Origin of the sequence: Serratia plymuthica, assembly GCF_018336935.1 — a bacterium.
Lineage (GTDB): Bacteria > Pseudomonadota > Gammaproteobacteria > Enterobacterales > Enterobacteriaceae > Serratia > Serratia plymuthica_B.
This window is the reverse complement of sequence record NZ_CP068771.1, coordinates 5,375,128-5,400,275: the sequence shown is the minus strand read 5'-3', so window position 1 is coordinate 5,400,275 and position 25,148 is coordinate 5,375,128. Positions and strand designations below refer to the sequence as shown.

14 protein-coding genes are annotated in these 25,148 nt (G+C 51.7%); 9 read left to right on the top strand and 5 right to left on the bottom strand.

The window, feature by feature from the left end; all coding sequences use genetic code 11:
• Positions 1 to 11 precede the first annotated feature (11 nt).
• Positions 12 to 920: a LysR family transcriptional regulator gene (locus JK621_RS24975; RefSeq protein WP_212558110.1), complete on the top strand. Its 909-nt coding sequence runs from the start codon at positions 12 to 14 to the stop codon at positions 918 to 920.
• A gap of 50 nt (positions 921 to 970) precedes the next feature.
• Here JK621_RS24975 and fic read toward each other — a convergent pair whose 3' ends face one another.
• On the bottom strand, positions 971 to 2,047 hold the full coding sequence (gene fic, locus JK621_RS24970; protein ID WP_212558109.1) for a protein adenylyltransferase Fic: 1,077 nt from the start codon (positions 2,045 to 2,047) through the stop codon (positions 971 to 973).
• A 236-nt stretch (positions 2,048 to 2,283) separates the two neighbouring features.
• Between fic and JK621_RS25540 the strand changes: the two genes are divergently transcribed.
• Complete coding sequence (locus tag JK621_RS25540; RefSeq protein WP_349305403.1) at positions 2,284 to 2,625, top strand: hypothetical protein; 342 nt, start codon at positions 2,284 to 2,286, stop codon at positions 2,623 to 2,625.
• 206 nt (positions 2,626 to 2,831) lie between these two features.
• Here the strand turns inward: JK621_RS25540 and JK621_RS24965 are convergent, their stop codons facing one another.
• Positions 2,832 to 8,408 (bottom strand): DUF3320 domain-containing protein, encoded by a 5,577-nt coding sequence (locus JK621_RS24965; protein WP_212558108.1) that lies wholly within the window; start codon positions 8,406 to 8,408, stop codon positions 2,832 to 2,834.
• A 587-nt stretch (positions 8,409 to 8,995) separates the two neighbouring features.
• On the bottom strand, positions 8,996 to 9,883 hold the full coding sequence (locus JK621_RS24960) for a MurR/RpiR family transcriptional regulator (protein ID WP_081248352.1): 888 nt from the start codon (positions 9,881 to 9,883) through the stop codon (positions 8,996 to 8,998).
• 408 nt (positions 9,884 to 10,291) lie between these two features.
• Here JK621_RS24960 and JK621_RS24955 point away from each other — a divergent pair, with 408 nt between their 5' ends.
• Positions 10,292 to 12,421 (top strand): TonB-dependent siderophore receptor, encoded by a 2,130-nt coding sequence (locus JK621_RS24955; RefSeq protein WP_212558107.1) that lies wholly within the window; start codon positions 10,292 to 10,294, stop codon positions 12,419 to 12,421.
• A gap of 109 nt (positions 12,422 to 12,530) precedes the next feature.
• Here JK621_RS24955 and JK621_RS24950 read toward each other — a convergent pair whose 3' ends face one another.
• Complete coding sequence (locus JK621_RS24950; RefSeq protein WP_212558106.1) at positions 12,531 to 13,796, bottom strand: MFS transporter; 1,266 nt, start codon at positions 13,794 to 13,796, stop codon at positions 12,531 to 12,533.
• Between the two features lie 260 nt (positions 13,797 to 14,056).
• On the bottom strand, positions 14,057 to 17,176 hold the full coding sequence (locus tag JK621_RS24945; protein WP_212558105.1) for a beta-galactosidase: 3,120 nt from the start codon (positions 17,174 to 17,176) through the stop codon (positions 14,057 to 14,059).
• A 389-nt stretch (positions 17,177 to 17,565) separates the two neighbouring features.
• Here JK621_RS24945 and JK621_RS24940 point away from each other — a divergent pair, with 389 nt between their 5' ends.
• The 6 genes from JK621_RS24940 (at position 17,566) to JK621_RS24915 (ending at position 25,143) form a co-directional block, all read left to right on the top strand.
• Positions 17,566 to 18,630: a LacI family DNA-binding transcriptional regulator gene (locus JK621_RS24940; RefSeq protein WP_212558104.1), complete on the top strand. Its 1,065-nt coding sequence runs from the start codon at positions 17,566 to 17,568 to the stop codon at positions 18,628 to 18,630.
• 119 nt (positions 18,631 to 18,749) lie between these two features.
• Positions 18,750 to 19,325: a TetR/AcrR family transcriptional regulator gene (locus JK621_RS24935; RefSeq protein WP_212558103.1), complete on the top strand. Its 576-nt coding sequence runs from the start codon at positions 18,750 to 18,752 to the stop codon at positions 19,323 to 19,325.
• A gap of 377 nt (positions 19,326 to 19,702) precedes the next feature.
• The gene (locus JK621_RS24930) at positions 19,703 to 20,695 is read left to right on the top strand and encodes an iron-containing redox enzyme family protein (RefSeq protein WP_249337123.1); all 993 of its coding nucleotides are present in this window, start codon (positions 19,703 to 19,705) and stop codon (positions 20,693 to 20,695) included.
• A 218-nt stretch (positions 20,696 to 20,913) separates the two neighbouring features.
• Complete coding sequence (gene aepX, locus JK621_RS24925) at positions 20,914 to 21,783, top strand: phosphoenolpyruvate mutase (RefSeq protein WP_212558101.1); 870 nt, start codon at positions 20,914 to 20,916, stop codon at positions 21,781 to 21,783.
• 46 nt (positions 21,784 to 21,829) lie between these two features.
• The gene (gene aepY / locus JK621_RS24920) at positions 21,830 to 24,250 is read left to right on the top strand and encodes a phosphonopyruvate decarboxylase (RefSeq protein WP_212558100.1); all 2,421 of its coding nucleotides are present in this window, start codon (positions 21,830 to 21,832) and stop codon (positions 24,248 to 24,250) included.
• A 56-nt stretch (positions 24,251 to 24,306) separates the two neighbouring features.
• Complete coding sequence (locus JK621_RS24915) at positions 24,307 to 25,143, top strand: phytanoyl-CoA dioxygenase family protein (protein WP_212558099.1); 837 nt, start codon at positions 24,307 to 24,309, stop codon at positions 25,141 to 25,143.
• Positions 25,144 to 25,148: the final 5 nt, after the last annotated feature.

Sequence of the window (25,148 nt, the reverse complement as noted above, 5' to 3'; positions counted from 1 at the left end):
GAAAAGACACAATGCAAGATCTCGACTCTTTGGCCATTTTTGTACGTATCGCGGAAATGGCGAGCTTCACCCATGCGGCGGAAAGCCTCGGCATTCAAAAAGGCCGGGCATCGAACGTGGTGCGCCGCATCGAAGCGGCCATGGGTGTGCGGCTGCTGCACCGCTCGACGCGTACCGTGCAGTTGACCGACGACGGCCGCGCATTTTACCACCGCGCCCGCGCGTTGCTGGCGGATGCCGAAGAATTGAATACCATGTTTGCAGGCAGTAAAACGCCGCTGCGCGGGCGGCTGCGCGTCGATCTGCCCACCGAGCTGGCCCGTACCCCGATCCTGCCCGCACTCCCTTCGTTTATGGCCAAATACCCTGAAATTCAGTTAGAGATATCCAGTACCGACCGGCGTGTCGATCTGATTCAGGAAGGCATAGATTGCGCGCTGCGAATCGGAGACATTGTCGATGAAACGCTGGTCGCGCAGAAGATTGGCGCTTTAAGCATGGTCAACGTGGCAAGCCCCGCTTACCTGAAAACCCACGGCGTGCCCCTTACGCTTGAGGATTTATCGGCGCAGGAACACCGCATGATTCACTACGCGCCCATATTGGGGAGCCGGCCGTTTGGATGGGAATACCCGAAGGGCGACGGCTACGCCACGCTGATGCTGGCAGGCTCCATCAGCGTCAATAGCGTGCAGACCTACCATGCCGCAGGTCTGGCCGGTTTGGGGCTGATCCAGGCGGGACGCTCAAGCCTGATCGAATATATTGAGAAAGGCGAGCTCATAGAGATTCTGCCGGATTTGCGCCCCGAGCCGTTGAGCGTTTCATTCGTCGTCGCTCACCGGCAAAACTTGTCGCGCCGCGTACGCAGCTTCATGACGTGGTCGCAACAGGTATTGGCACCGTTTTTGGATAAGTAGAGGGTCGAGGGTAAATATATCGTTCCGCGAATTCACTACAAGCATCCACATTACTGACTCAATTCACGCAGCAGCCTGGTGTTGATATACAGTTTTTCACGACCCGCTGTCGTCTCCTCCAGCACTCCAATATCCACTAATTGTTTGAGATATGCTGATGCCGTTTGACGTTTGGCTACACCCCGTTCAACAAGGTTATCGATCCGGCAATATGGCTGCGCAAAAATCGCCTGGATAAGTTCATGGGTGTAGATTTTCGGCAGCTTCTCGCGCACATAGGCTGTGGTTTCTTCCATCAATTTCCGGACAACCGATATCTTATCGATCGTCCACCGGGACGTGTTCTCCACTGCCTCTAACATAAACAAAATCCACGATTCCCAATCCCCTTCTTCTGTTACCTTGCGCAGTAACAGGTAGTAATCATCACGCCTTTCCAGGATGAAGCGGGACAAATACAGGATAGGCAGAGAAAGCAATCCCGTCTGAATCAGGTACAGGATATTCAGGATACGGCCCGTTCGCCCGTTCCCGTCAGGAAATGGGTAGATGCACTCAAACTGATAGTGCGCAATAGCCATTTTCACCAGCGGATCTAAATCATCATCACCGTGTATAAACCGTTCCCAGTTCGCCAGTAAGTTACGAATGGCGTCCTCACCCACCGGCGGTGTGTATATCACGTTATTGTTCTGATCACGCAATACCGTACCCGGTGTTTTCCTGATATCGGTTTGCACTGCGCGTAATTTGGTGCAGATAGTGACCGCTGTGTTTGTGCAGAGTGGGTAATCCTCAAGGTGGATATAGCCGTCATAAAGCGCTGTACGATAGCGCAGCGCCTCTTTGGTGGCCGGATCTGCGCCATCTGCGCGCTCAGCATACTGAAACAGCTGATCGCTGGTCGTTACGATATTCTCAATGCGCGAAGAGTCTTTCGCTTCCAGCATCGGAAGGAGGTTTATCAGCAAAGCCTGATCGGGAATCAACTCCCCGGCCGTTTTCAACACTGCGATTGCTGCGCGCGCACTTATGCACGCTTTGAGTATGAGGCGCGTTTCAACGCGCTCCAGATCGGGCGGCAGTATCGGCAACGCGTTGTTAGGGGTTTCTGGATCCCAATTCATATGATTAGAAAAACCGATTTTATCGACATGTAGCCATACTATGTCGATGTTATGAACATGTCACGCCATCATGTTTAAAAAATCGCGTTTTATCGACATATGCTCGAAACGCGTCGATACCGTAAATATGTTCGGGCATATGGACTGCGTGGCAACACTAAAGAGCAAAGCACGGCAGTGCCAGGAACACTCACCGGGCTTCTGACCACAACATTATGAGGACTAATGCTATAGCTATAGCTGACACCGATAGAAACACGCGCTCGCCTTACCAATCACTGCCGGATTGCGCGAACCTTTATTCCGCCATGAATGCCGCGCTGGCTCATTTAGACTTTTCAAATATCGACGAGAGCGAACGCTCGCAGGTAGCCGAGTATTGCGCCGAAACACGCGCCGGGCTTTGCCATTGTCTGAACTTCATTGGCGACGCACTGATTACCTTTGCCGATAACGACGTGTGCGAATCTACGCCAGAAAGCCTGTGCCAGTTGGGGCATGGGCTAACCGCGATAAGTTTGCTCATCCCCACGCTTACCGATATGCAAAGGCGCGCGCACGCACTAACCGCCAGGTAGTCCTCTGAATGGTGCATGCCTGATTAAAGCTTTTCTGAATATGAAAACAGTATCGGAAACGGCTCTGAAGTGCCTAGATTACCAGTGTCGATTCAGTTTACTCACAACCAAAATACTATTATTTATATAAATACCATTACAAAAGTTTGAAAGCAGACAAACTCAAAGATCCAAATCAATCCTTTGAGTTTGTCTTCATAAAGAACTTAATCTGTGATCGTTTTTTTATTCTCGACAATCAAAGACTCTTCCCTAAGAATAGCTCCTTTAAAGAGAAGTTGTTCGATCACATCTGAAATTACCTTGCGTAAACTACCGCTCGTCGCCTTGAATCCAAGAGATCTGGATATCGAAATAATTATCTCTTCATCTGTCGCACCTAGATTATTTTTCACTACTGCCTCGACTCCTACGGCAATTTCCTGAGGGGGTAACATTTCAGACTTACGCAGCCCAGATGACTGCACATTCTGTCGATTTCGCAAAATAACATCTGATTTCAAATGTATTAAAAATTGCCCATCCTGAATGATTTCACCTCTGCTGCAGACTAGATTTATAGCTCTGTTAACAACAGCCTCAATCCTGGCACCTGCACGTTGCAATCCCCACGCAGTTCGTAATCTTGTGATAGTTTCACTTACATGAATAGGAGATTCGACTTCAACTATCTGTTCAATCATTTCACTCAAAATACCTAAAGGGGTTTCATGGAGTTCATAACCCAGACTAGCAGCAAGAATTGCTTCCACGTAGGCAATTTCAGATGTAGTTGAAATGTGTGAATCAACGAGGCCAACTTCAACTACAGGGCCTCTATCGACGGTAACTATTTCAACAGGCACCGCACGGGCCTTCTGTCGTGATTGTTCAGTCCGCTCTGACAGTTCTCTTTTTGCTGACTCTATTGCCTTAAGTGTACGCTCTAATTGTTCTTCCGGGCGATGGAACCAATCGGTACTCCAGATACGATGTATAATCCATCCATGATCTTCAAGTACAGCCTGACGTAAGCGATCGCGTTCGCGAGCAGAACGTGATGAGTGATAAGCGCGGCCATCGCATTCAATACCAATCAAGTACCTCCCTGGCATATCTGGATCTGCGATGGCTAAATCTATAAAGAATCCAGCGATACCAACCTGAGGATGAACCTGATAACCGGCTTTCTGAAGTGCACCAGCAACTTGTTCTTCAAATACACTATCCATTTCTCTTTCAGAACGTTGAGCCAAGGATATACGCCCGGTACGGGCATACTGCAGGAACAGTTTAAAGGCAAAGACACCTTTTCCCTTTGCCCGTTCCAGATCGATATCTTCATCTGTGATAGATGCGAAAACCTCGCAACGTCGTTTAGCTCGGCTGATTAATACATTCAACCTTCGTTCCCCTCCCTCTGCTCCCAAGGGGCCGAAACGCATCGCCATGTATCCTTGCGTATTTTTCGCATAGCCGACGGATATCATAATCACATCTCGCTCATCACCCTGTACATTCTCGAGGTTTTTAACGAAGAAAGGCTCACTCTGATGCCCATTGAAGAACTCTTCCAAATCAGGATTCAGACGACGTAATAGCTCGAGTTCATCCTGAATAGCTTTGCGTTGAGAAACAGAAAATGTTGCAACACCAAGCGACTGTTCAGGAAATTTGCGAGCATGCTCCATGATTGCTTTGGCAACAGCTTTCGCTTCTACCGTATTGGTTCCCTTACCCCCTGACTCGAACACGCCATCAGGAATGTGATGAAATTGTAGACCCATACCCGCTTCTTGAGTGTACGGGCTCGGTACGATGAAAAGTTTGTTTTCATAGAACTGACTATTGGAGACAGCAATCAGTGACTGATGGCGGCTGCGATAGTGCCATCTCAACATACGTTGGGGTAATCCTCTGGCGACAAATAAACCCAGAATACTTTCTATATCAGCAACCTGAGATACTTCATCACTGTCATCATTAGCAGCAGACTCTGTCATTTTAGCGAAGAATCGCGTAGGCGGAAGTTGGCGCTCGTCCCCCACGACAACAACCTGCTTACACCGGGCAATTGCACCAATCGCATCCACTGGTTGTATCTGACTCGCTTCGTCCATGACCAGAAGATCGAACTTTTGCTTGCCGGGAATGAGGAATTGAGCGACGGATAACGGGCTCATCATCATTACCGGTTTTAATGCCTGAACTGCAACACCAGCCTTCAGCATTAACTGACGTATCGGCAAATGACCTCTCTTCTTCACCATTTCCGAACGCAGAACCCCTACTGGACCGACCCCACCACTCTTGGATGGAATTTGTCTATGGTGGGCACGTGCAACCTCGAGGCTAGCAACTTTGATACGTTTAAGGTCAAGTTCTGCAAATCCTGTAACCTGACGAGAGTGAAGTTCGCCATCAAAACGAACCAGTTCCGGTTCCTCTAAAGCCATTATTTTAAGTAGCGACTCAAAATAAGTTCGTTCAACGGCGGGAATCGAAGAGTCTGCCGAAAGATCTCCACAAGCGAGTTTTTCTACAACTTCAGATAATCCATATTTTCGAGCCTGCGTCACACGATGCTGATATGCAACCCATTTAGACAGTTGCTCTGAATTATCAACCCACTCTTGAAGTTTCTTGCATACAACCGATATGTTTAATTCATTAAATGTCGATCCGAAAAATCTTTCGATAGATCCGTTTAATTCCTTCGCTATTTTTTCCAGTTCATTGACTATTTTTTGGCTTAGCAGGTGAGTTTCTCGTGCAATCTGGGCGGTTTCGACTCTGTTTGTAAGTTTTGCCACAACAAAACGTAAAGCACGATTATCCTCTACCCAATAGCAGGCCTGACTCAAGCTCTCCCAGTCAGATGACAGCTCTTTCCACTGTCTGTCAAAAGCACTCTCGGCAAGCGGGGTTTCCGCACGTAGTTCCGCAATGAGTTTCTGTATGTCAATAATTCGATTGACTAATTGGTAACGTACACCTATATCCGAAGATGGTTTCACCATTACACGAGCGCATTGTTCATCAAGTTCTATAAGTTTCTTAATTTTTTGTTCAATGAATACAAACGAAACACGAGTGACAGATATCTGGTTGCTAAAGTGTTCTTCAGCTGATGGACCGAATGCGTTCCAAAGTATGTCCAATTGGGGGCGAACCTGTTGCAATAACTGATTTAGTTGTTGCACTCGGAGTTTAACACTCTCGCGATCAACAAGTCGGCTGGCTAACAACCGGGCTTCAGCCCCTACGCCACGGAGCGTTCTCATCCATTCAACTAATGCCATTAAAGAAGAACTATTACTTTTTTCACCGCGCCAATCGCTACCGAAGGCAGAATGACCAAAATCATTTTCCCTCAGGATTCTTTTCCTCTCTCCTTGCGCTTTAATTAATTCGTCCAGTAACAGCACCTGTTGGTCAATAGGTAGAGAACGCTCTCGTAATAAAGAACTTGCCAGAGCTTTCGCTTTTCTCCAATTCCCATTCAGGTAGCGAAAAATACCAGTATGGCTCGCAAGAATATTTCTGGCCTCAAAAACATCAGCCCCCCAAGCAGCCTCATTTATTTTTGACTCAAGATATTCGCTAGAGGTTCTGAAGGAAGCTATCGACTCGACCAACTCAGCAGCTTTCTCAACACCATGATCCCAAACAGAAGCAATAAAAGCGTCGGGACTAGCGTTAGGTGCTGCAGCAATTCTGTCGCCCAGCGCGATTAAACGCTCTATTTCTTGAACAGTGTAACCCCCATCTTGAGTACCTAGTTCGTCATGTAGGCGTTTTGCATCAAGACGTAACTTAGCTAGAGATGTCGGCAGAGAACGAGCTGCAAAAAAACCGTTAACATCAAAATCCCGAGGAAGCTGCGCCAGTGCATCTTCCAGTTCAGTAACTGGAGTTTCAATTTCTTCAGCAACTATATCTTTTTCAAGATTTAAGCGACTTTGCTGATACTGTTTACCCAACGCAATAAGTCGTTTAATCGCAGGTATGTTGTCGTGCCAAACAGCGGAGGTAAAAGCTTTCGCAGATAAATCTGGAGCTTTAATAATGTATTCAGCAACTTCAACTAATTTCCCAATAGAAGAAAACATTTCCGGCATTGGAGTCACAGCAAGTTCGCTAGACAAGCTTGCGACATCGCTTGTAACGCATACAACATCTTCTATAAGCGCTTTCAAACGTGGGATTAGTTTTTCTACATCCATGGGTAAGATCTGCTCAAGGCCAACACCATTCCACGGGTGCTGATCGGGTAAACCAATATCTCGGATACGATCAACAATTTCTTTTACGAGGTCTAGTCGTTTCTCAAGGTCATTGGCATTCCAATGTTCAAAATTTTCGAGACTAAAATCAGTCGGAGCTTGGCCTAACTGACGCAACCGAACAAGATGCCCCATGACTTGATAGGGAGAAAAAGTGGAAGGATAATATATCTTATGCAACCTTGCGGGATGCTCGTTAAGTTTATCTCTAGCATCCGTTAAGTTCTCAACCAGCGTATTTGGAAACTCTCCCCTGGGGGATCCTAACTCCCAAACCCTCTTTAATTCCTCTAAGAACACCCTTTTGTTCGTCTTATTACTATGCAACTCTAAACATGCATCTCCGACACCTGCATGGTCGAGACGACGTTTCACCACCTCAAGTGCAGCCATTTTTTCCGCGACGAACAAGACCGTTTTGCCATCAGCAACTGCAGCAGCAACTATGTTCGCAATCGTCTGAGATTTACCTGTGCCAGGAGGCCCCTGAATAATTAAGTTCTTTCCTTCACGCACATTATGGATAGCCAGAGTTTGAGAGGTGTCACTATCCATGATGTGTAGCATATCCTTCGGAGAAATGAAGGGATCTATCGACGCATCATCTGAAAGTCTCTCATCTGTCTCATCAAAACCATCAACCATAAGTGACCGAATTATAGGTTGATCTGTGATACTTTCATTCTCAGGCCAGTTTTCTGGGTCTAAATCCCGGTACATAAGAAATTTAGCAAAGGAAAAGAATCCCAGAGTAATATCATTTTCTTGAACGCTCCAATCAGGTTTTATCTGGATAATCTGAGCAACCTCATCGATATACTTTGAAAGTTCTAACTCCTCTTCTGTATTGATCTTAGGCAATGAAAGCTCGTGCGTTCGCTGGAGATATGCCTCTAGGGAAAGGTTTTCAATAATTTCATCTTGCCTTACCCGCAACTTAAACCTCTCACCAGCTGTTCCACGCTCAAGAGAGACAGGGATCAAGATTAAAGGAGCATATCTAACGTTTTCTTTATTATTCGGATCAATCCATTTTAGAGTTCCGAGCGTCAGATATAGTATGTTTACTCCCTGCTCTTCTTCTAACGTTTTAGAATCATGGTAAAGATCCAATAATCGTTTTTGCAAACCTTGCGGGGTTAATCGTGTTTGCAGTTTTGTATCCTGATGCTCAGAACGAATGATGTTTGGATCAACATCGTCATCAAAGGCAAGTAATAGCTCATCTACGATAACGTCACCCGAATCCATTTCAGTGTTTTCAGCATCGATTAATTCCCCTTTCCTTCCTGCTCGCCCTGGTAGAAAAGTAAATGCTCTTCCTTCTTTAACCAGTAATCGATATATTTCAGACGATCTCTCATCGATAATTTCTAATAGCTTTGCTGTTTTAGAACGAGGAATATTTAGGAGTTTATTACGTGCAGACAAGTCAAGCAACTCTGTTCGAGCTCGCTCTAATTTTTGCTGAATAGAAAGATTATTATTCTTAAATATTGAGTCTTCGTTGTCATTCATAGCACGGATTCCGTATGTCCCATAAAATAATCATTGCATACCTAACATCTGCTATAACGAAGGTATTCAACGGCAGAATTCTAGTATCTTAGCTATTTTTTTAGGAAAATTCTAATCGATCTCATTAAAATATGTGCCTGTTAGGTACCCATATTCACACCATACTCACATGAGCTGACATAGCTCTTGTCCCGATATCTATCCCCCACATGCAATTACGTTAAAAATACCTTAATAAACAATGATATGAATAATACCAATAAAAATTTAGTTCTGACTTTAATAATATTCCTAGAATAAAACTCCATATATTACCGCAAGAATACCACTATGTTTTCACACGCGATATGTTATAACGAAACTCGTTTAGAGCTACAAATCATGGTGGGTTTGACATGAGATATTTTTTATTTTCATGTTTATTATATAGTTACTGAAAACACCCTCCCGTTAGGGCAACCATATTAGAGAGGCTTGCTCAAGTAAGTATTAGCAAGCTATTCACTTTATGATTCGTGGCATTTAACAAAAAAACAGAATTTAATTTTATTATGTCCCCTCTGAAGAAGACGGATCAAAAGCCCCCCCTACTTCCTCCCCGCCCCTTTAAGCCCGCGATTTAAATCCTGAATGCGCTTCATGGTTTTCATCGTGCGTGCAGAGGTGGCCGAGGCGACGGAAAGAATCAGCATTTCCAGGCACACCAACACGGTGCCGTGCAGCGGTAAGCGGCCATTCTCGCCGCCCCGGGGAACGTTGATCACCACATGCGCTTCCCCGGCAAAAAATGAGTCGCTCGCGTTGGTCAGCAAAATAATCGGGATGCCGAGGCGCTTCGCTTCGCGAATGGTCGTCCTCCCTTCCCTGTGCGCCGACTTCTGCGCCATCATGATCAACACGTCGCCGCGCTGGAGGCTGATCAACTGTTCGGCGAGGGCAATACCGGAGCGGTTAAGCGATACCGCAGGAATGCCGATGCGATTAAACAGCCGGGCGCTGTAGTCGGCCAAAATCCCGGAGGCGTTAATGCCGAATAGCGCCACCTGGCGTGCCTCTATCAGCAAGCTCACCGCTTGCGAGATGGCCTGGCGGTTGTGCGGTTCAGATAACACGTCGCAGGCACGCTTATGCCCACCCAACACGAAATCGATGCCGGAATTGATGTCGCAGGCCAGATCGCTCACGGTCGCGTTCATCTTTTCTTCCGAGTTAACCGCAGTGCCAAACCAGGCTTCCAGCGTGCTTTTCATGTCGCGCAAACCGGCAAAGCCCAATGCCTGCACCGCCCGCACCACGGTGGCATCCGAGGTGCCCGTCGCTGCGGCAATCTCCATGGCGCTCGCTTCCATTACGGACTCGCGGTGCTCATGAATGTAGCGCACCACCGCCTGCAATCGTGGAGAAAGGGCCGCCGCGCGTGCGCGGTAACGTTCGCCAAAAACATCGACACGTTTTTTTATTTCATTTCCCGCCATCATCTTTGCTCAATCCGCTTATTTTTCATCGGTTTATCGACCAGGGCCATCATGTAAAGGCTATCTCTTCCGCGCTAAATGTAGTAGCTATCAGGCTGTAAAAATAATCCCATCGCGGCCAACCAACGCAAAACCGTCGCCAACCCGCAACCAGAAAATAAACAAAATCACTTTAAATACATATAACTATACAAAAATAATCACCCACATAAAACGAGTCATTTTTTCGCGCACCGCTGTAGTGGCGGGTTTAATTTTCATATTTACTACTACATTGCCCTATGATTGAATGATTATCAATTACATTGAAGCAAGCGCATCCCTTACCCTGGCGGTTTCACTTAAAAGCAGCCGGGTTTTTATTGGCAAAAAGAAAATAACAACATCATTAACACCGGGTTTAATTAGATGAATAACAACAAATTGTTTTATTTTAAACGCAGCTGCCATCCGGCCATTCTTGCCGCAATCTATGGCGCCGCGTTTTTCACCTCAGGCGCCAGCTATGCTGCAGGGAACGACGATACCCTCACCGTTATCGGGCAAGCGGTAGACGAACAGGGTTACAGCGCCGGCACCAGCTCCGTTGCCGGCAAAACGCCAACCGCCAGGCTGAATGAAGCGCAGTCCGTCAGCGTCGTCACCCAGCAACAGTTAGAGGACTATCAGGCCGCAAGCCTGGCCGATGCGATGCGTTTTGTCAGCGGCGTCACCGAAGGCAACACGCTGGCGGGCACCGAAGATGGCTTTGTGCGCCGCGGTTTTGGTTCCAACTCGGACGGCTCCATTTACCGCGACGGCGTGCGCAGCAGCCAGGGGCTGAATTTCGATGCCACCACCGAGCGCGTTGAAGTGCTGAAAGGCTCGGCTTCGCTGCTGTACGGCATCCAAAATCCGGGCGGCGTCATCAACGTCGTCAGCAAAAAACCGCAATACGACTGGCACACCCGGGTCAGCGGCCGTTACGCCAGCGAAGGCGGCGGTGCCGGCACGGTAGACGTCACCGGTCCGCTCGGTAACGGTTTTGCCTTCCGGCTGATTGCCGAGAAGCAAAATCAGGATTATTGGCGCAACTTCGGCAGTGACGAACACACGCTGATCGCCCCGTCGCTGCAATGGTTCGGCGAAAAAGCGAGCTTCCTGGTCAGCTATTCCGAATATCGCTACGACATTCCTTACGATCGCGGCACCGCCTTTATTGACGGTAAACCGGTCGATATCGGCTATAAGAACCGGCTGGACGACAAGGCCAACCATGCCTGGGGCCACAACAAAACGCTGAATGCCCAGTATGGCTGGCAGTTCAACGAAGACTGGAGCACCCGCCTGACGCTGGGCTGGAACCAGCGCCGCTACGACAACAACGAAGTCCGGGTGACCGGCGTCAACGCCACCACCGGCGCAGTCACGCGCCGCGCCGATGCCAACCGCGGCTTCAACCATAAAACCAAGTACGTCTCCTGGGACCTGATCGGCTCGCAGAATATCTTCGGCATGACGCACGATATCCTTCTGGGTACCGATTATGAGATGAACCAGACCTATCGTGCGCATCAATACCAGGGCAAAGCGAACAGCAACTTTAACCTCAACGATCCGCAATACGACATGCTGTCGCCCGTGACAGACAGCAGCACGGAAAAGACCGCCAACAGCAATAACCTGAACCGCATTCACAGCCGTTCGCTGTACGCCAAAGACAGCATTTCACTGACGCCGGACTGGATCGCCGTACTGGGCGGGCGCTATCAGCATTACGAGCAGCGCGCTTCCAAAGGCTTCAATCCGGTGGTGGAAACGCTGGATGACGAAGGCAACAAGTTCCTGCCGCAGGCTGGGCTGATTTATAAACTGACGCCGGATGTCTCGCTTTACGGCAGCGTCAGCAAATCCTTTACGCCGTCCACCAACGTCGACGATGACGGTGACGTCGGCAAGCCGGAACAGGGCACCACCTGGGAGATGGGCAGCAAGTGGCAGGTTTCGCCGCGCCTGTTCGCCAGCGTGGCAGTGTTCAATATTGACGAGCGCGACATGTCGCTCAGCATCAACGGCGCAACGCGCGCTATCAATAAAGCGCGTTCTCGCGGTGCGGAATTCGAACTGAACGGCGAGATCTTGCCGGACTGGGAGCTGAGCGCCAATTACAGCTACACCAACGCCAAAATCATTGACGATGGCGTAAACGCCGCGAATAACGGCAACCGTCTGCAAAATGCGCCACGCCATTCAGGCGCGCTCTACCTGAGCCATAACCTGGTGGTCAGCGGCATTCCGGGCGACTTCCGCGTCGGCGGCGGCGCGCGCTACGTCGGCACGCGGGCGGGCGATCCGGAGAACAGTTTCACCCTGCCAAATTATGTGGTGGCCGACAGCTTCATCGCGTGGAACAACCGCCTGTTTGGCGAGAAAACGCAGTTGAAGCTGAATCTGAACAACCTGTTTAATGAGCATTACTACACCTCCAGCGGCGGCAATCTGCGCGTGCGCGAAGGGGAAACCCGTAATCTGATGGTGCAGGCGAGCGTTGAGTTCTAAGCCGTTCCGCCCCCGTTAGCCAGACCGAAGAAAAAGCCCGCTCGGGGCAAACCTGAGCGGGCTTTTTGTCGGGGCCGTTCCCTGGCTCACCTGCGTTGGCGATAAGGAACTACGGCGTGGCGGTGTTAGCCTCCGCCGGTGCGCGCAGGCCGCGCCCCGTCAGCGTGAAATAGGAAATGACGGTAAAGGTGGTGGTGATCAGGCCAAGGATCAGATAGGCCTGATGGAACCCTACCGAGTCATACATTCTTCCCACCCAGGCGGAAAGCACCACGCCCGAAAGCTGTTTGGACAAATTAAAACCGATCAGGAACAAGGTTGCCGATACCCGCGGATCAAACACCGAGGAGATGTATTTAAAGGTGCCCACCAGCAGGAAAGGCAGCTCAAACATATGCAGCGTTTTCAGTAAAATCACCTCAATGCCGCTGCTGGCGAAGGATGAGCCGATAATCCTCACCGACATGATGGCGCCGGCCACCAGCAATGCATTTTTGGCGCCGATGCGGTTAATGATAAACGGCGCGCAGAACATAATGCAGGCGTTTAATAACTCCCCGCCGGTGGTGACGAAACCGAAGATCTCGGTGCCTCTTTGCGGCGATGAAAAGAAGCCTTTGAAAAAGTTGGCGAATTGCTGGTCGAACACGTCGTAAATACTGGCGACGCCAATCACGTATAACAAGAAGGCCCAGAAGCGCGGCATTTTTAACAGCTCCAACGCCATGGCCAGCGAGAACTCGCGCTGATTCGCCCCCAGTTTGTCCATTACCTGCGCCGTCTGGTTCGGTTGCGGGCGGGAAACAATCAACAAGACGGCCAGCACCACCCCAAACCCTGAGGCGATCCAGAAGGTAATGTTAGGGTTAATGCTGAACAGCAGCCCGGTTATCGACGCGCAAATGGCCCAGCCCACGCAGCCGGAAACGCGAACCTTGCCGTATTCAAAACGGTTGGTGCGGCTGACGCGTTCAATATAAGCCTCCACGGCACCCGCGCCGCCGGAGAACACAAACCCCAGGTAAAGGCCCCCCGCCAGCGCGCCGACATAAATATTGTATTGCAGCAAAGGCGCAAGCACGTAAATAAAGAACGGCGCGAATAAAATCAAAAGAATGACAATCGCCCAGAGCAGGTGTTTGCGCAGGCCCAGCTTGTCGGAGATTAAACCGAAAGCCACCTGGAAAATAATGGCAAACAAGGCAATAAATGAAAAAACCATCCCGGTTTCAGTTTTGGTGAGGTGATTGACATCCGAAAGCCATATCGGGAAAAAAGGGAAATACGCCGACATGATGAAATAGTAGAAAAAGAAGAAGAGCATAAAATAAATAAAGTTATGCCGTTCCTGCGCCGAGAGCTGAGTCAATTTCATAGTGTCACCTGGATTATTATTTTGTAATGGGAAAAATATACCCAAAATAATTGGAGTTGCATCACGGCGGCAAGAGAACGCAGCCAACACAGAGGCAGCTTCAAGTATGACGGGAAAAATATACCCAAAATAATTGGAGTTGCATCACGGCGGCAAGAGAGCGCATCCCGATGAGCTTACTGGAGTAAGTGATTCGGGTAAGTGAACGCAGCCAACACAGAGGCAGCTTCAAGTATGACGGGTATATCACCCCTCCACGTTTACTGATGCTTAACACTGACCTGATAACGCCACTGCGTTTCCTTTAACAACCACTTTTCATGCACGCTCGGCGTCCAGGAATCATCGCCCCCCACGCCCATGTGCTGCGCGTCCAGGGTGATCCAGATACCGGGTTCGGCGCGCAACAGATGCCAATGGTCAACGTCCATCAACTGTTTGCTGCCGTAAGGCATGATGGAGAAATGGAATAACCCGTCGACACGCCAGCCTCCCCAATTGAGCTCATGGGTGTTGCAGCGCAATCCATTCTCCGTAGGGAAGACGTACGGGGTGACCATCTCGCTCAACGGCAAGCGCCAGCGTGAGAAACAAGCACTTTGTTGGCGGTCAGGGTAGTTCTCATGCGGCCCCAGCCCTAGCCACTCGACCTCTGCGGCGGACGGGGCGGCCTGGAACACCATGCCGATACGCGCCAACGGCGGCAAATGGCCGGCGCGCTCCCCTTCTACGTTGATCTTCAGCGCGCCGTGGCAATCAATCGTCATCTGCCAGTGGCTGACGATCAGAACCTCATCGCCATTCCGGTAGTGGAAGGTGCTGCGGATCTCCACCCGATCGTCACAGGCCGCCGCCGAGCAGTGGGTACAGGTTCGCTGCATTTCATACAGCCCGGCTTTTTTCCAGCGCTCCACCCAGGCGTTAGGGTCGCATCGTTCAACTTCGCTGACCCCAATGTCGTTATCCAGCGGCGCACGCACAAACTGGTCGGTGAACGGGCTTATCAGTTTGTTTTCACCCGCCACCGTCCACTGCGTCAACAGACCGCTGTTGCGGTCGATAAACCATTGCTGTTCGCCGTGCCGCACCCGGTAACCGTCTTCATGAGTCTGCAGTTCAGGGCGAACGCCGGGTTTTGGCGCATCCGGCAACGCCAGCGCCGTCGGCAGCCGGAATTGTTGCCATGCGACGCGATGCCCGGCCGATGACCAGGCGGTGGCTTCCGGCTGAATAACTTCAAGGGTCAGCGTGACATTGCGGGCATTCGCCGGCAAATCGCTACGTTCCGCCAGGGTGACGACGGCATTGCCCTGCGGCGGGATGTCCAACGCCACTTCGCCCGACCGCCATGCGCGCCCATCCTGTTCAATCCGCCAGTGCAGCCTTTCATTGTCGGTACGGCGGAACAGGTATTCACTGCCGACAGCCACCTCAAGCGGCGCATGCCCCACCAACGCAAACTGGAAGAACTGCTGCGCATGTTTGGCTTCATGGAGCGAAGGGTGCGGCGTGCGGTCGGCAAACACCAGGCCGTTGAGGCAGAACTGCCGGTCATTGGGCGTGTCGTTGAAGTCGCCGCCATAAGCCGGCGCGGGCAAGCCATTCCCATCGTCTTTAAGCAGCGATTGATCGGCCCAGTCCCAGACAAACCCGCCCTGCAGCCGCGGATACTGACGAAACGCCCGCCAGTATTCGTCAAAATTCCCCAGGCTGTTGCCCATCGCGTGGGCGTATTCGCACAGTATCAGGGGGCGGTTTTCGCCCGGCATGCCGACCCATTTTTTTATCGACCATTTTGGCACCCCAGGGATGAGTTGATCTTCATCCACCCGGGCATACATCGGGCAAAGGATATCCGTTGCCGCACTGTTGGCCCCGCCGCCTTCGTACTGGACCGGCCGCGTGGGATCGCTGCTTTTAATCCAGCGATAAAGCGCATCATGCAAGCTGCCATGCCCGGACTCGTTGCCCAATGACCAGATGATGATGGAAGGGTGATTGCGGTTACACTGCACCATGCGGGTCACGCGGGCGCTGTAAGCCGGGAACCAGCTAGGATCGTCACTCAGCCGCGCCATCGGCACCATGCCGTGAGTTTCGATATTGGCCTCATCCACCACGTAAAGGCCGTAGCGGTCGCAAAGCTCGTACCAGCGCGGATTATTGGGGTAATGCGAACAGCGCACGGCATTAAAGTTGTTCTGCTTCATCAGCAGAATATCCTGCAGCATGTCCTCTTCGTTGATCGCCTGGCCGCGCTGCGGGTGATGCTCATGCCGGTTGACGCCACGGATCAGCAGCGGCTTGCCGTTCACTTTCAGCAACCCGTCCGTGATCTCTACGCGGCGAAAACCGGTGTCCGCCGCCTCGGCCTCAATCAGTTCCCCATCGGCGCCGTAAAGCGCAATGACGACGCGATAACAATGGGGTAACTCGGCACTCCATAAATCCGGCGCCTGCACCGGCAACGCAAAGGTCACCCGATCGGCATAAGCCCCCCGCTCGTCAATCGCCTCGGTGCCCAGCGGCTTGCGTTGGCCGGCGATTTTTTCATCGCCTCGCCACAGGGATAAATCCACCTGCAACCCCGTCGGCTGGGCTTTCCCCGCCGCGACCTGGACTGCGGCCTGCAAGGTGCCATGCCGATACTCCGTATCCAGCCCGGCGGTCAGTTGAAAATCGGTGAGGTGGGTGTCCGGCTTGTGCAGCAATGACACCGAACGGTATATGCCGCTCATGCGCCACATATCCTGATCCTCAAGCCAGGTCCCCGCGCTCCAGCGCATCACCAGCGCGCAGATACGGTTCCCACCGGCATGCAGCGCGTCGGTTAAATCGAACTCGGCCGGTAAACGGCTGTCCTGCGAATAGCCAATCCATACCCCGTTGCAAAAGAGGTGGAACGCCGAGTTCACCCCGTTGAAGATGATTCGGGTTTTGCCTGCCTTCAGCCAGTCTTCGGGGATGTCAATCTCGCGCGAATAGCACCCCGTCGGGTTCTCCTGCGGCACAAAAGGCGGCTCGGTCGAGATCGGGTAGCGGACGTTGGTGTAGATCGGCGCATCGTAGCCGTCCATCTGCCAGTTAGAAGGCACGGTGACGGGCCGGCTGTCCGGGCCATCCGCCACTAACCAGCGCGGGTCCGCCGCCTCGGGCTGCGCCAGATAAACGAACTGCCATTCGCCATCCAGCGAAACGCGCCGATCGGAGCGCCGGTCATCCCTGGCCTCTTCAAGCGCGCGCCAACTGCGAAATTGCGGGTGGGCGGGCAATCTGTTGAGGTGAGTGACGGCCGGGTTCTGCCAGTCCTGCCGGGCCAGAACCTGAGGGAGAACGTTGTCCGGCGGATTATCGTTTACCGAATAAAGAGGCTGCTTCATAACAATCCTTACCTGCTGTCAGAGGGATGTATAGCGCTATACATTTTTAAACGAGTAAATACGATATACGCCTTGGCGGGCAATGAATTTGGTGGGTATATTTGAGTTCAGTCACGCTATTTGTTGATTGTTTCCTACAATGTATTACGCATGACATCAGATGTTTTTTTTATACATTTTCAGACAAAACGGCACATTGCGGGCTAAATAACGCGTTTAATACCGCGCCCCCCAACTTGAGACAGGTGTGAGCATGCAGGTTAGCCGACCGTTGAGCGCATGGACGCGCGATACGAGCCTCCATGGACGGATTCACAGCGTGTCGGCGCTCTGCATGTTCCTCACCTGTAGCACTATTTAACGCTGCACTTTATTGCGAGATTGAATTGATGAATAAACGGCAGGCAACGCTGGAAGACGTGGCAAAAGAGGCGGGAGTTTCCCAGCAAACCGTGTCACGGGTGTTGAACAACCCGGATATCGTCTCCGAGCGCACGCGCAATAACGTGCTGGGCGCGATGAATACGCTCAATTACGTGCCTAACCGCTCCGCACAGATCCTGGCCGGCAAAACCTTGCCGACGTTTGGCTTGATCACCACCTCCCTTGCGCTGCATGCCCCTTCGCAAATCGCCGCATCCTTCAAGCACCATGCGGAATCTGCGGGGTATCAGGTGGCCATCTCGATGTTGAAAACCGGGCAACTGAGCGTCCTGCAGTCGGCGCTGAATGAATTTCGGGCGCAGAAGATCAACAGCGTGGTCATGAGCCTGCCGCTGGAAAAAGCCGATGCGGAAACCCTGACGCGGGATAACCCGGATATTCGGCAACTGTTTCTGGACGTGCCGCCCGCCGCAGAGGTCTGCCACCTTGGCTTTCTTCATAACGACGGCACCGCCGGCAGCGTCAACCTGCTGCTGGAACTGGGGCACCGGAAATTCGGTTTGCTGGCCGGCCCGGAAAGCTCCATTTCGGCACGGCTGCGCCTGGCCTGTTGGCGCGACACCCTGTATCAGGCGGGCATTGTGGAGACAGATACCGAATACGGCGACTGGAGCGCCAACAGCGGCTGGGTAAAAACCGTGGAATTATTCAGCAGACACCCGGATATCACGGCGATGCTGGTCGCCAGCGACCAGATGGCGTTAGGAGTCATCAGCGCCTTGCGGCAACTCAACAAGCGCATACCGCAGGATGTGTCCGTGATTGGCTATGACGATACCCCCGACAGCCAGTATTTCCACCCCGCCCTGACCACCGTAAGGCAGGACTTTGACCTGATCGGTAAACGCGCGGTCACCCATTTGTTGAGCATGGCGAATCAACCGCAGGAGGCGTTCAACGATCTGTTGCCGACCACCCTGGTTATCCGGCAGTCCACCGGCAAACCGGAGGCCGCAGGCTCGGAGAATGCGCTCATCAGGCAACTGAAAGCGCTGGTGCAACAACTTTAGCGAAAGAACAAAAACCGGAGGCAGGCTGTTTTGCATGGCATCACTGTCCCCCACGCTGATACTTTTGTTTATAAATTATGATATTATTATCAATATTTCGTTAGTCTTCAGGGGATATTATGATAACTAAAAAACAAATAATAATGAATGTCGCGACGGAGTTATTTAATAAAGAAGGTTATCAAGCGGTGGGTATTGACAAGATCATTACCGAGGCGGGTATTTCCAAGCTGACGCTATATCGCAACTTCGCCTCAAAAGATCAGTTAATCATTGAAGTATTAACCCAGCGCAAAGACGATTTCATTAAAAATATCACGGAGGTGATTGAAAACAACAACACCCCTAAAGATAAACTCTTTTCATTGTTTAATTTTTATCACACCTGGTTTAAAGACAAGAGTTTTCGCGGTTGCATGTTTACCAATTCATTGCTTGAGTTCGGCAATAAATCGAAAGAAATTTCCAGTATAAATAAAGAGATGAAAGAAGCCCTGGTGGCGCTGATCACCGGCATTCTGTTTTCGCTGGTTAAAAAAGAACGAGCTCAGCGCATCGCCTTCACCTTTGTCATGTTGCTGGACGGCGCAATCATCTCTGAACTGACCTACGCAGACCACAGCGAATACTCGCCGGCACTGATCGCGTGGGCAACGGCCAAAACCATCCTCGAAGCCGAAAACATCGTGCTGTAACTCCCCGCACGCCCCAATGCCGCGCCTATGCCGCACCTATGCCGCACCTATGCCGCGCCTATGCGGCATTTTATTGCCGCCCCTCCTGGGACTCACTTAATATATTAATAATAACTAATGTGTACCGATCTGTTTATCACTGGGGTGAATGTGATTTAAATCACACTAAAAAACAAACTCAACAAAATAAAATTACACTACAATCAATAAAATAAATAAAAATGAAACATTTTTGCAATATTAAATTTGAAAAACCAACCTGTTTACATTAGCTTTTATATCAGCAAAATTTATGGGTATAAATGATGGATAGTTTAGATTTGGTAAACACTAAACTGACGCAAGGCCAACTGCTGTCCACCAGCCTGGATGAGTGCGTGGCAGGTCTGTTGCGCATAGAGGATTTGGACGCATTTTTTAGCCGTCATCCCACCCTGCCGGCAATGCTCCAGGCCACGACAGAGGCTGAACTGATCTCGGCCTATCACAGCACGGACATTGAGCACAGCCGCAAAGCCGTGCAAAAGACCTTATTTTGGTTGTACCAGACATTTTTAGCCGACCCGTTAACGGCAGAAAGCAAAAACCAACACCACCCTGTGATGGTCACTATCAAACGAATGATAGAAAAAAAATGGTTGGCGCATGAGACCGAACATTTCGCCGCGCTGCCCATCGCGACGAGCCCGAAACGGTTTACCGAAAGCCTGCGGGAACTCTGGTCGCACCACCGGTCAGCCACGCATCCGCTCTATGAGTTTTTGCAGCATGACGCGTCAAAAACGCAAATGAACGCCTTCTTCAAAAGCGACAGCGCATTGAATTTGCTGTTTTTTGATTTAATCGCCATGGCGATGGTGGGCGCACGCATCGAGGTGCGAGGCGAGCTCAGCCGCAATATGTGGGATGAGTGCGGCGAAGGCAGCGACCGCCATACTCATGTCAACTTGTATAAAGATTTGCTGACGCGCAATCGCATTGAGTTGCCGGAAAACAATTTTGCCGACACCCTGGCCTGGCAAGGATTGAGCGGTTACAACCTGTTTATGTTGGGGGGCACCAACCGCGAACATTACTTCAAGCTGATCGGCGCCCTGGCCATTACGGAATTGCTGGATCCCAGCCAATACGAAAAACTGGTCCTGGGCTGCAAACGACTTGGTTTTACCGACCGGGACCTGCGCTACTACACCGAGCATATCGGGATTGACGTGGTCCACGCGGAAGGCTGGTTGCAGCAGGTGATCACGCCAATTGCGGAAAAATCGCCGGCGGCAATGGCGGAAATATGGATTGGCGCGAATATGCGTCTTAACACCGTAGATAGTTATTATAATCACCTGTTAAACAGCCTCATTGATTTAAAGTAAATAATTGCAGAAAAACGGCCCCGCCTTCCTCAGTGCGACGGCAAAAAAAATCATTCGGCGATTGCAGGTGCCTTTAATTATTCTCGTCACCCTTCCTTATGACAGGCGTAATTATTGGGTCTTATGCTTGCTTTGATTATTCTGATTAGTCCCTGATATTTTCACTATGAAGAGCCATTGAACCATCACTGTATATCAATGTTAATTGAGGTAATGCTATGAGAAAAACATCGGCTTTAAAGAATATACTGCAAAAGAAAGAACTCTCTTTCCTGATGGAAGCCCATAATGCCATGAGCGCTAAAATAGCCGAAGAAAGTGGCTTTGAGGCATTATGGGCTTCCGGGCTGTCTATTTCCGCCTCTATGGGGCTCAGCGACAGAAATGAAGCGTCCTGGACGCAGGTTATGGACGTTGTTGATTTTATGGTGGATAACACCGCCATCCCTATTTTATTGGATGGGGACACAGGTTTTGGCAACTTCAATAATGTCCGTCGTTTGGTTAAAAAGCTGTCTCAGCGCGGCGTGGCCGGGGTATGTCTGGAAGACAAATTATTCCCTAAAATAAACTCTTTTATTGGCGCAGGGCAGGATCTGGCTTCAATCAGCGAATTTTGCGGCAAAGTAAAAGCGGCGAAAGACAGCCAGTTGGACAGTGATTTTTGCGTGGTTGCCCGTGTGGAAGCGCTTATCAGCGGCTGCCCGATGGAAGAAGCCTTGAAACGCGCCGACGCTTACGCCAGTGCCGGCGCCGACGCGGTATTAATTCATTCCAAACAGTCGGACGGTGCGGAAATCATGGATTTTTGCCGCCAATGGCAAAATGATTGCCCGATCGTCATCGTACCGACGAAATACTATAACACCGCTACCGATGCGTTCCGTGAAGTCGGCGTATCCACGGTTATCTGGGCTAATCATAGCCTGCGCGCTTCCATCGCCGCGATGCGCGCTATTACCCGGAATATTCGCCAACATAATAGCGTTGCACAGATTGAACGTGAAATTGCCTCTTTGGACGATGTTTTCAATCTCACCAACGAATATGAAGTACAGCTGGCCGAACAAAAATACTTGACCCTGTAACGCGACAGTCAGCCGGTTTTCTATTCATCCGTGAGGAAATGGTTAGATGATTAACGTCCGCAATTTTGTCGATGCATTGATTGAGCAAGGCACGCACTATTTTACCGGTGTCCCCTGCTCTTATTTAACCCCGCTGATCAATGAAGTTATTGCTCGCGATGAAACCCACTACGTACTGGCCTCAAACGAGGGTGAGGCGCTGTCTCTGGCCTCCGGGCTTTGGCTTGCCAATAAAACGGCCGTTGTCCTGTGTCAGAACTCGGGGTTGGGCAATCTGATAAACCCGCTGACATCGCTTAACGAGCCGTTCTCGATCCCGGTCTTGCTGTTGGTGACCTGGCGCGGTCAGCCCGGCACCAAAGATGAACCGCAGCACAGGTTGATGGGCGAGATCACGCCTGAATTGCTGAGCCTGGCCGGGGTAGAGTGGGCCGTGCTGCCCGACGACGAGACCGGAGCCTTCGCCTGCCTGCAGCACGCCTGCAATTACATTCAGGCAGAACAGCGCCCTTACGCATTGGTTCTGACCGGCAATCAGTTTTGCGCCGCGCCGTCTCCGATACCTGAGCCGCAAGCGGCGTATCCGCGTCGTGAAGAGGCGCTGGCGACGTTGCTGGCTCACGCGGATCCCGAGGGCGTGATCATCGCTACAACCGGCAAAACCGGCCGGGAACTGTTTACGTTATCTGACCGCCCTGAACATTTCTATTGCGTCGGATCCATGGGCTACGCCAGCGCAATCGCTCACGGCATTGCCTTGGGCTGCGCCGGCCTGCCGGTCTACGTGATCGACGGGGATGGCGCTGCGCTGATGCATCTGGGGAATTTGGCCGGGATCGGCGCCGGCAAGCCGGATAACCTGATACATATTATTTTGGATAACGGCAGCTATGACTCGACGGGAGCCCAACCCACCGCGTCCCCCGGCGTGGATTTTGTCGCCATGGCCTATGCGGCCGGCTATGCCCACGCCCAGCATTGCAACGATGCGGACAGCTTCGCCAAAGCACTGCGTCAAACGGATATCGCCGGCCCCCGGCTGTTGCATGTCCCGATAAGCATCGGGTCGATGGCGCAGCTGGGCCGCCCGACGCTGTCGCCTTATAACGTCGCGCGCCGTCTGCAATCCCATCTGAAAACGCTGGCCCCCGCTTCACCCTGCAAAAAAACCATGGCAAATACCGTGCGGCCCTCCGAAGGGGCGCGCATTTCTCACTCAATCCCTACAACCGAGAACGGACTCATGAACATTCATGATACTACCCAACCGAACGCCCTCAATGCTGTTCTGACGGGCATGGATATTTATGCCTCAAAAGCCATTTCGCTGAAAGCGAAGGCCGATCCCTCCATTGCAAACCTGAGTTTTGGCGAGCCGGTTTTCGGGCCGCCGGAGCATCTGCTGAAGGCGATAGAACAGGAGGATTTGTCATTATCGGCGTTTATGGACGCCTCAAAACGTTACGAGGATCCCCGGGGGAGCCTGGCGCTGCGTCAGGCCATTGCCGCCTGGTATCGCGATCGCTACGGCCTGCATTTCGATCCTGAGCGTGAAATCATGGTGACGCACGGTGGCGTGGAGGCCATCACGCTGGCTCTGCTCGTCACGACATCGGCACAGGATAAAGTCGCTATCAGCGATCCTTCCTATATGCTCTACGCCCGCACGCTGAAGACGTTGGAACGCACCCCGCTGCGGATAACGCGTCCTGCCGGCAACCACGAGTATGCGGAAATGCTGGCGCAGGACGGCGCGCTGGAAGGGGTGAAAGCGATGATTGTCAACTCGCCGGAAAACCCGACCGGCTATGTCGCCAGCCCACAGGATTGGGCGGTGATTGGGGAACGCGCCGCGCGCAGCGGCTGCTGGATCATTCATGACGAAGTGTACGATGCCATGCACTTTGAACGCCCGCACCAACCGGCGCGCGCCGTCGCCTCCCTGGCCAACAACTCCATCATTATCAACAGTTTTTCAAAAAAATTCGGCCTGCCAGGCCTGCGTATCGGCTGGATGGTAGCGCCGCCGCAGGTTATCGAACAGGCCGCCAAAGCGCATGATTACCTCTATCTGGGCGTCAATATCCAATACGAGCGTATCGCGCACCGTTTGCTTAGCGATGACCGCAAATTTGCCTGGCTGGAGGACATGTCCTCCAACATCGCTCAGCGCTGTCAAACGGCGCTGAATACCCTGACGGAAGAACGTGGGTATCGCTGGCCACGTAAACCGCTCGGCGCCATGTTCCTGTTCCCGGAAGTGAGCGGCGTCTACCAACAAATGCCCGAAAAATACCGACAACCGGGCCGGCATATCGGCGACGCCGTGGCGAATTACCTTTTGGAAGAGCGCGGCGTTGCCGTTGTTCCCGGCTCGGTTTATGGCCCGCAGGGCAATAACCACATCCGGCTGGTGCTCTGCATGCCGGACGACGTTTTTAACCTTGCCATGAAACGCATGGTGTAACCCAGGATACACGGCGGCCGCCGCTGAGTGGCCGCCAAACGGATAAGGAGAAAGTGATGAACGCCTCACGTAACCATTTTCAACAGCGGGGTTTTGTCCACCTGGAAAAATCGCGGGCCAATCTCAATCTGAGCCGCATTGAATCCGCACTGGCCGAGATCAGCCAACGCGCGCTATCTGACCAAACCGATAACGCGTCGGGCCTGGTGGTGGTCACCGAAGCCGGCAATGCTGAACAACTGTGCCGTATCGAGTACCTCGCCGGCAGTTCGCCTTATTACGCGCAAGAGCTGGTGCCCTGGCTGGCGCAATTGATAGAGCAGCACCTCGGCCAGCCCGTCAACCTGTTCAAAGACAAATGCAACTTTAAATATCCCGGCGGCGGCGCGTTCACGCCCCATCAGGATATTACGGCCTATCGTCATTTCGCCTCAAGTTACCAGGTGACCGCTGCCGTGCTGCTCGATGCCGCCGTGGAAGAAAACGGAGCGTTGGAAATCGCCACCCACTGGGACCTGACGCCGAAAGGAGCGCGGTTGGTGGACACCCCCCGCGGGATCCTGCCCCAGTTGCCCAGCTATCAGGGAGGGCCTCGCAACGGGGATATCGAAGACCGTCTCTGCGAAACCATGCGCTGGCAGAGGATCGATGCCGCCCCCGGCGACGTGATCTTGTTCGACTCCTATATTCCCCATCGCTCCAGCGAAAACCGCTCGTCCTCGACCCGACGCATCCTGTTCTTCACTTTCAATCTGGCGAGCGAGGGGGATTTTTACCACCACTATTACCGTAGTAAATGGGCGACGCCGGACAATCCTATTTTTCACGTTTCCAGCCCGACTTTGCATAGTGCCCGGCAAACCAACGCCGGCACTGAGCCTCAACCCCGTTGAACGGT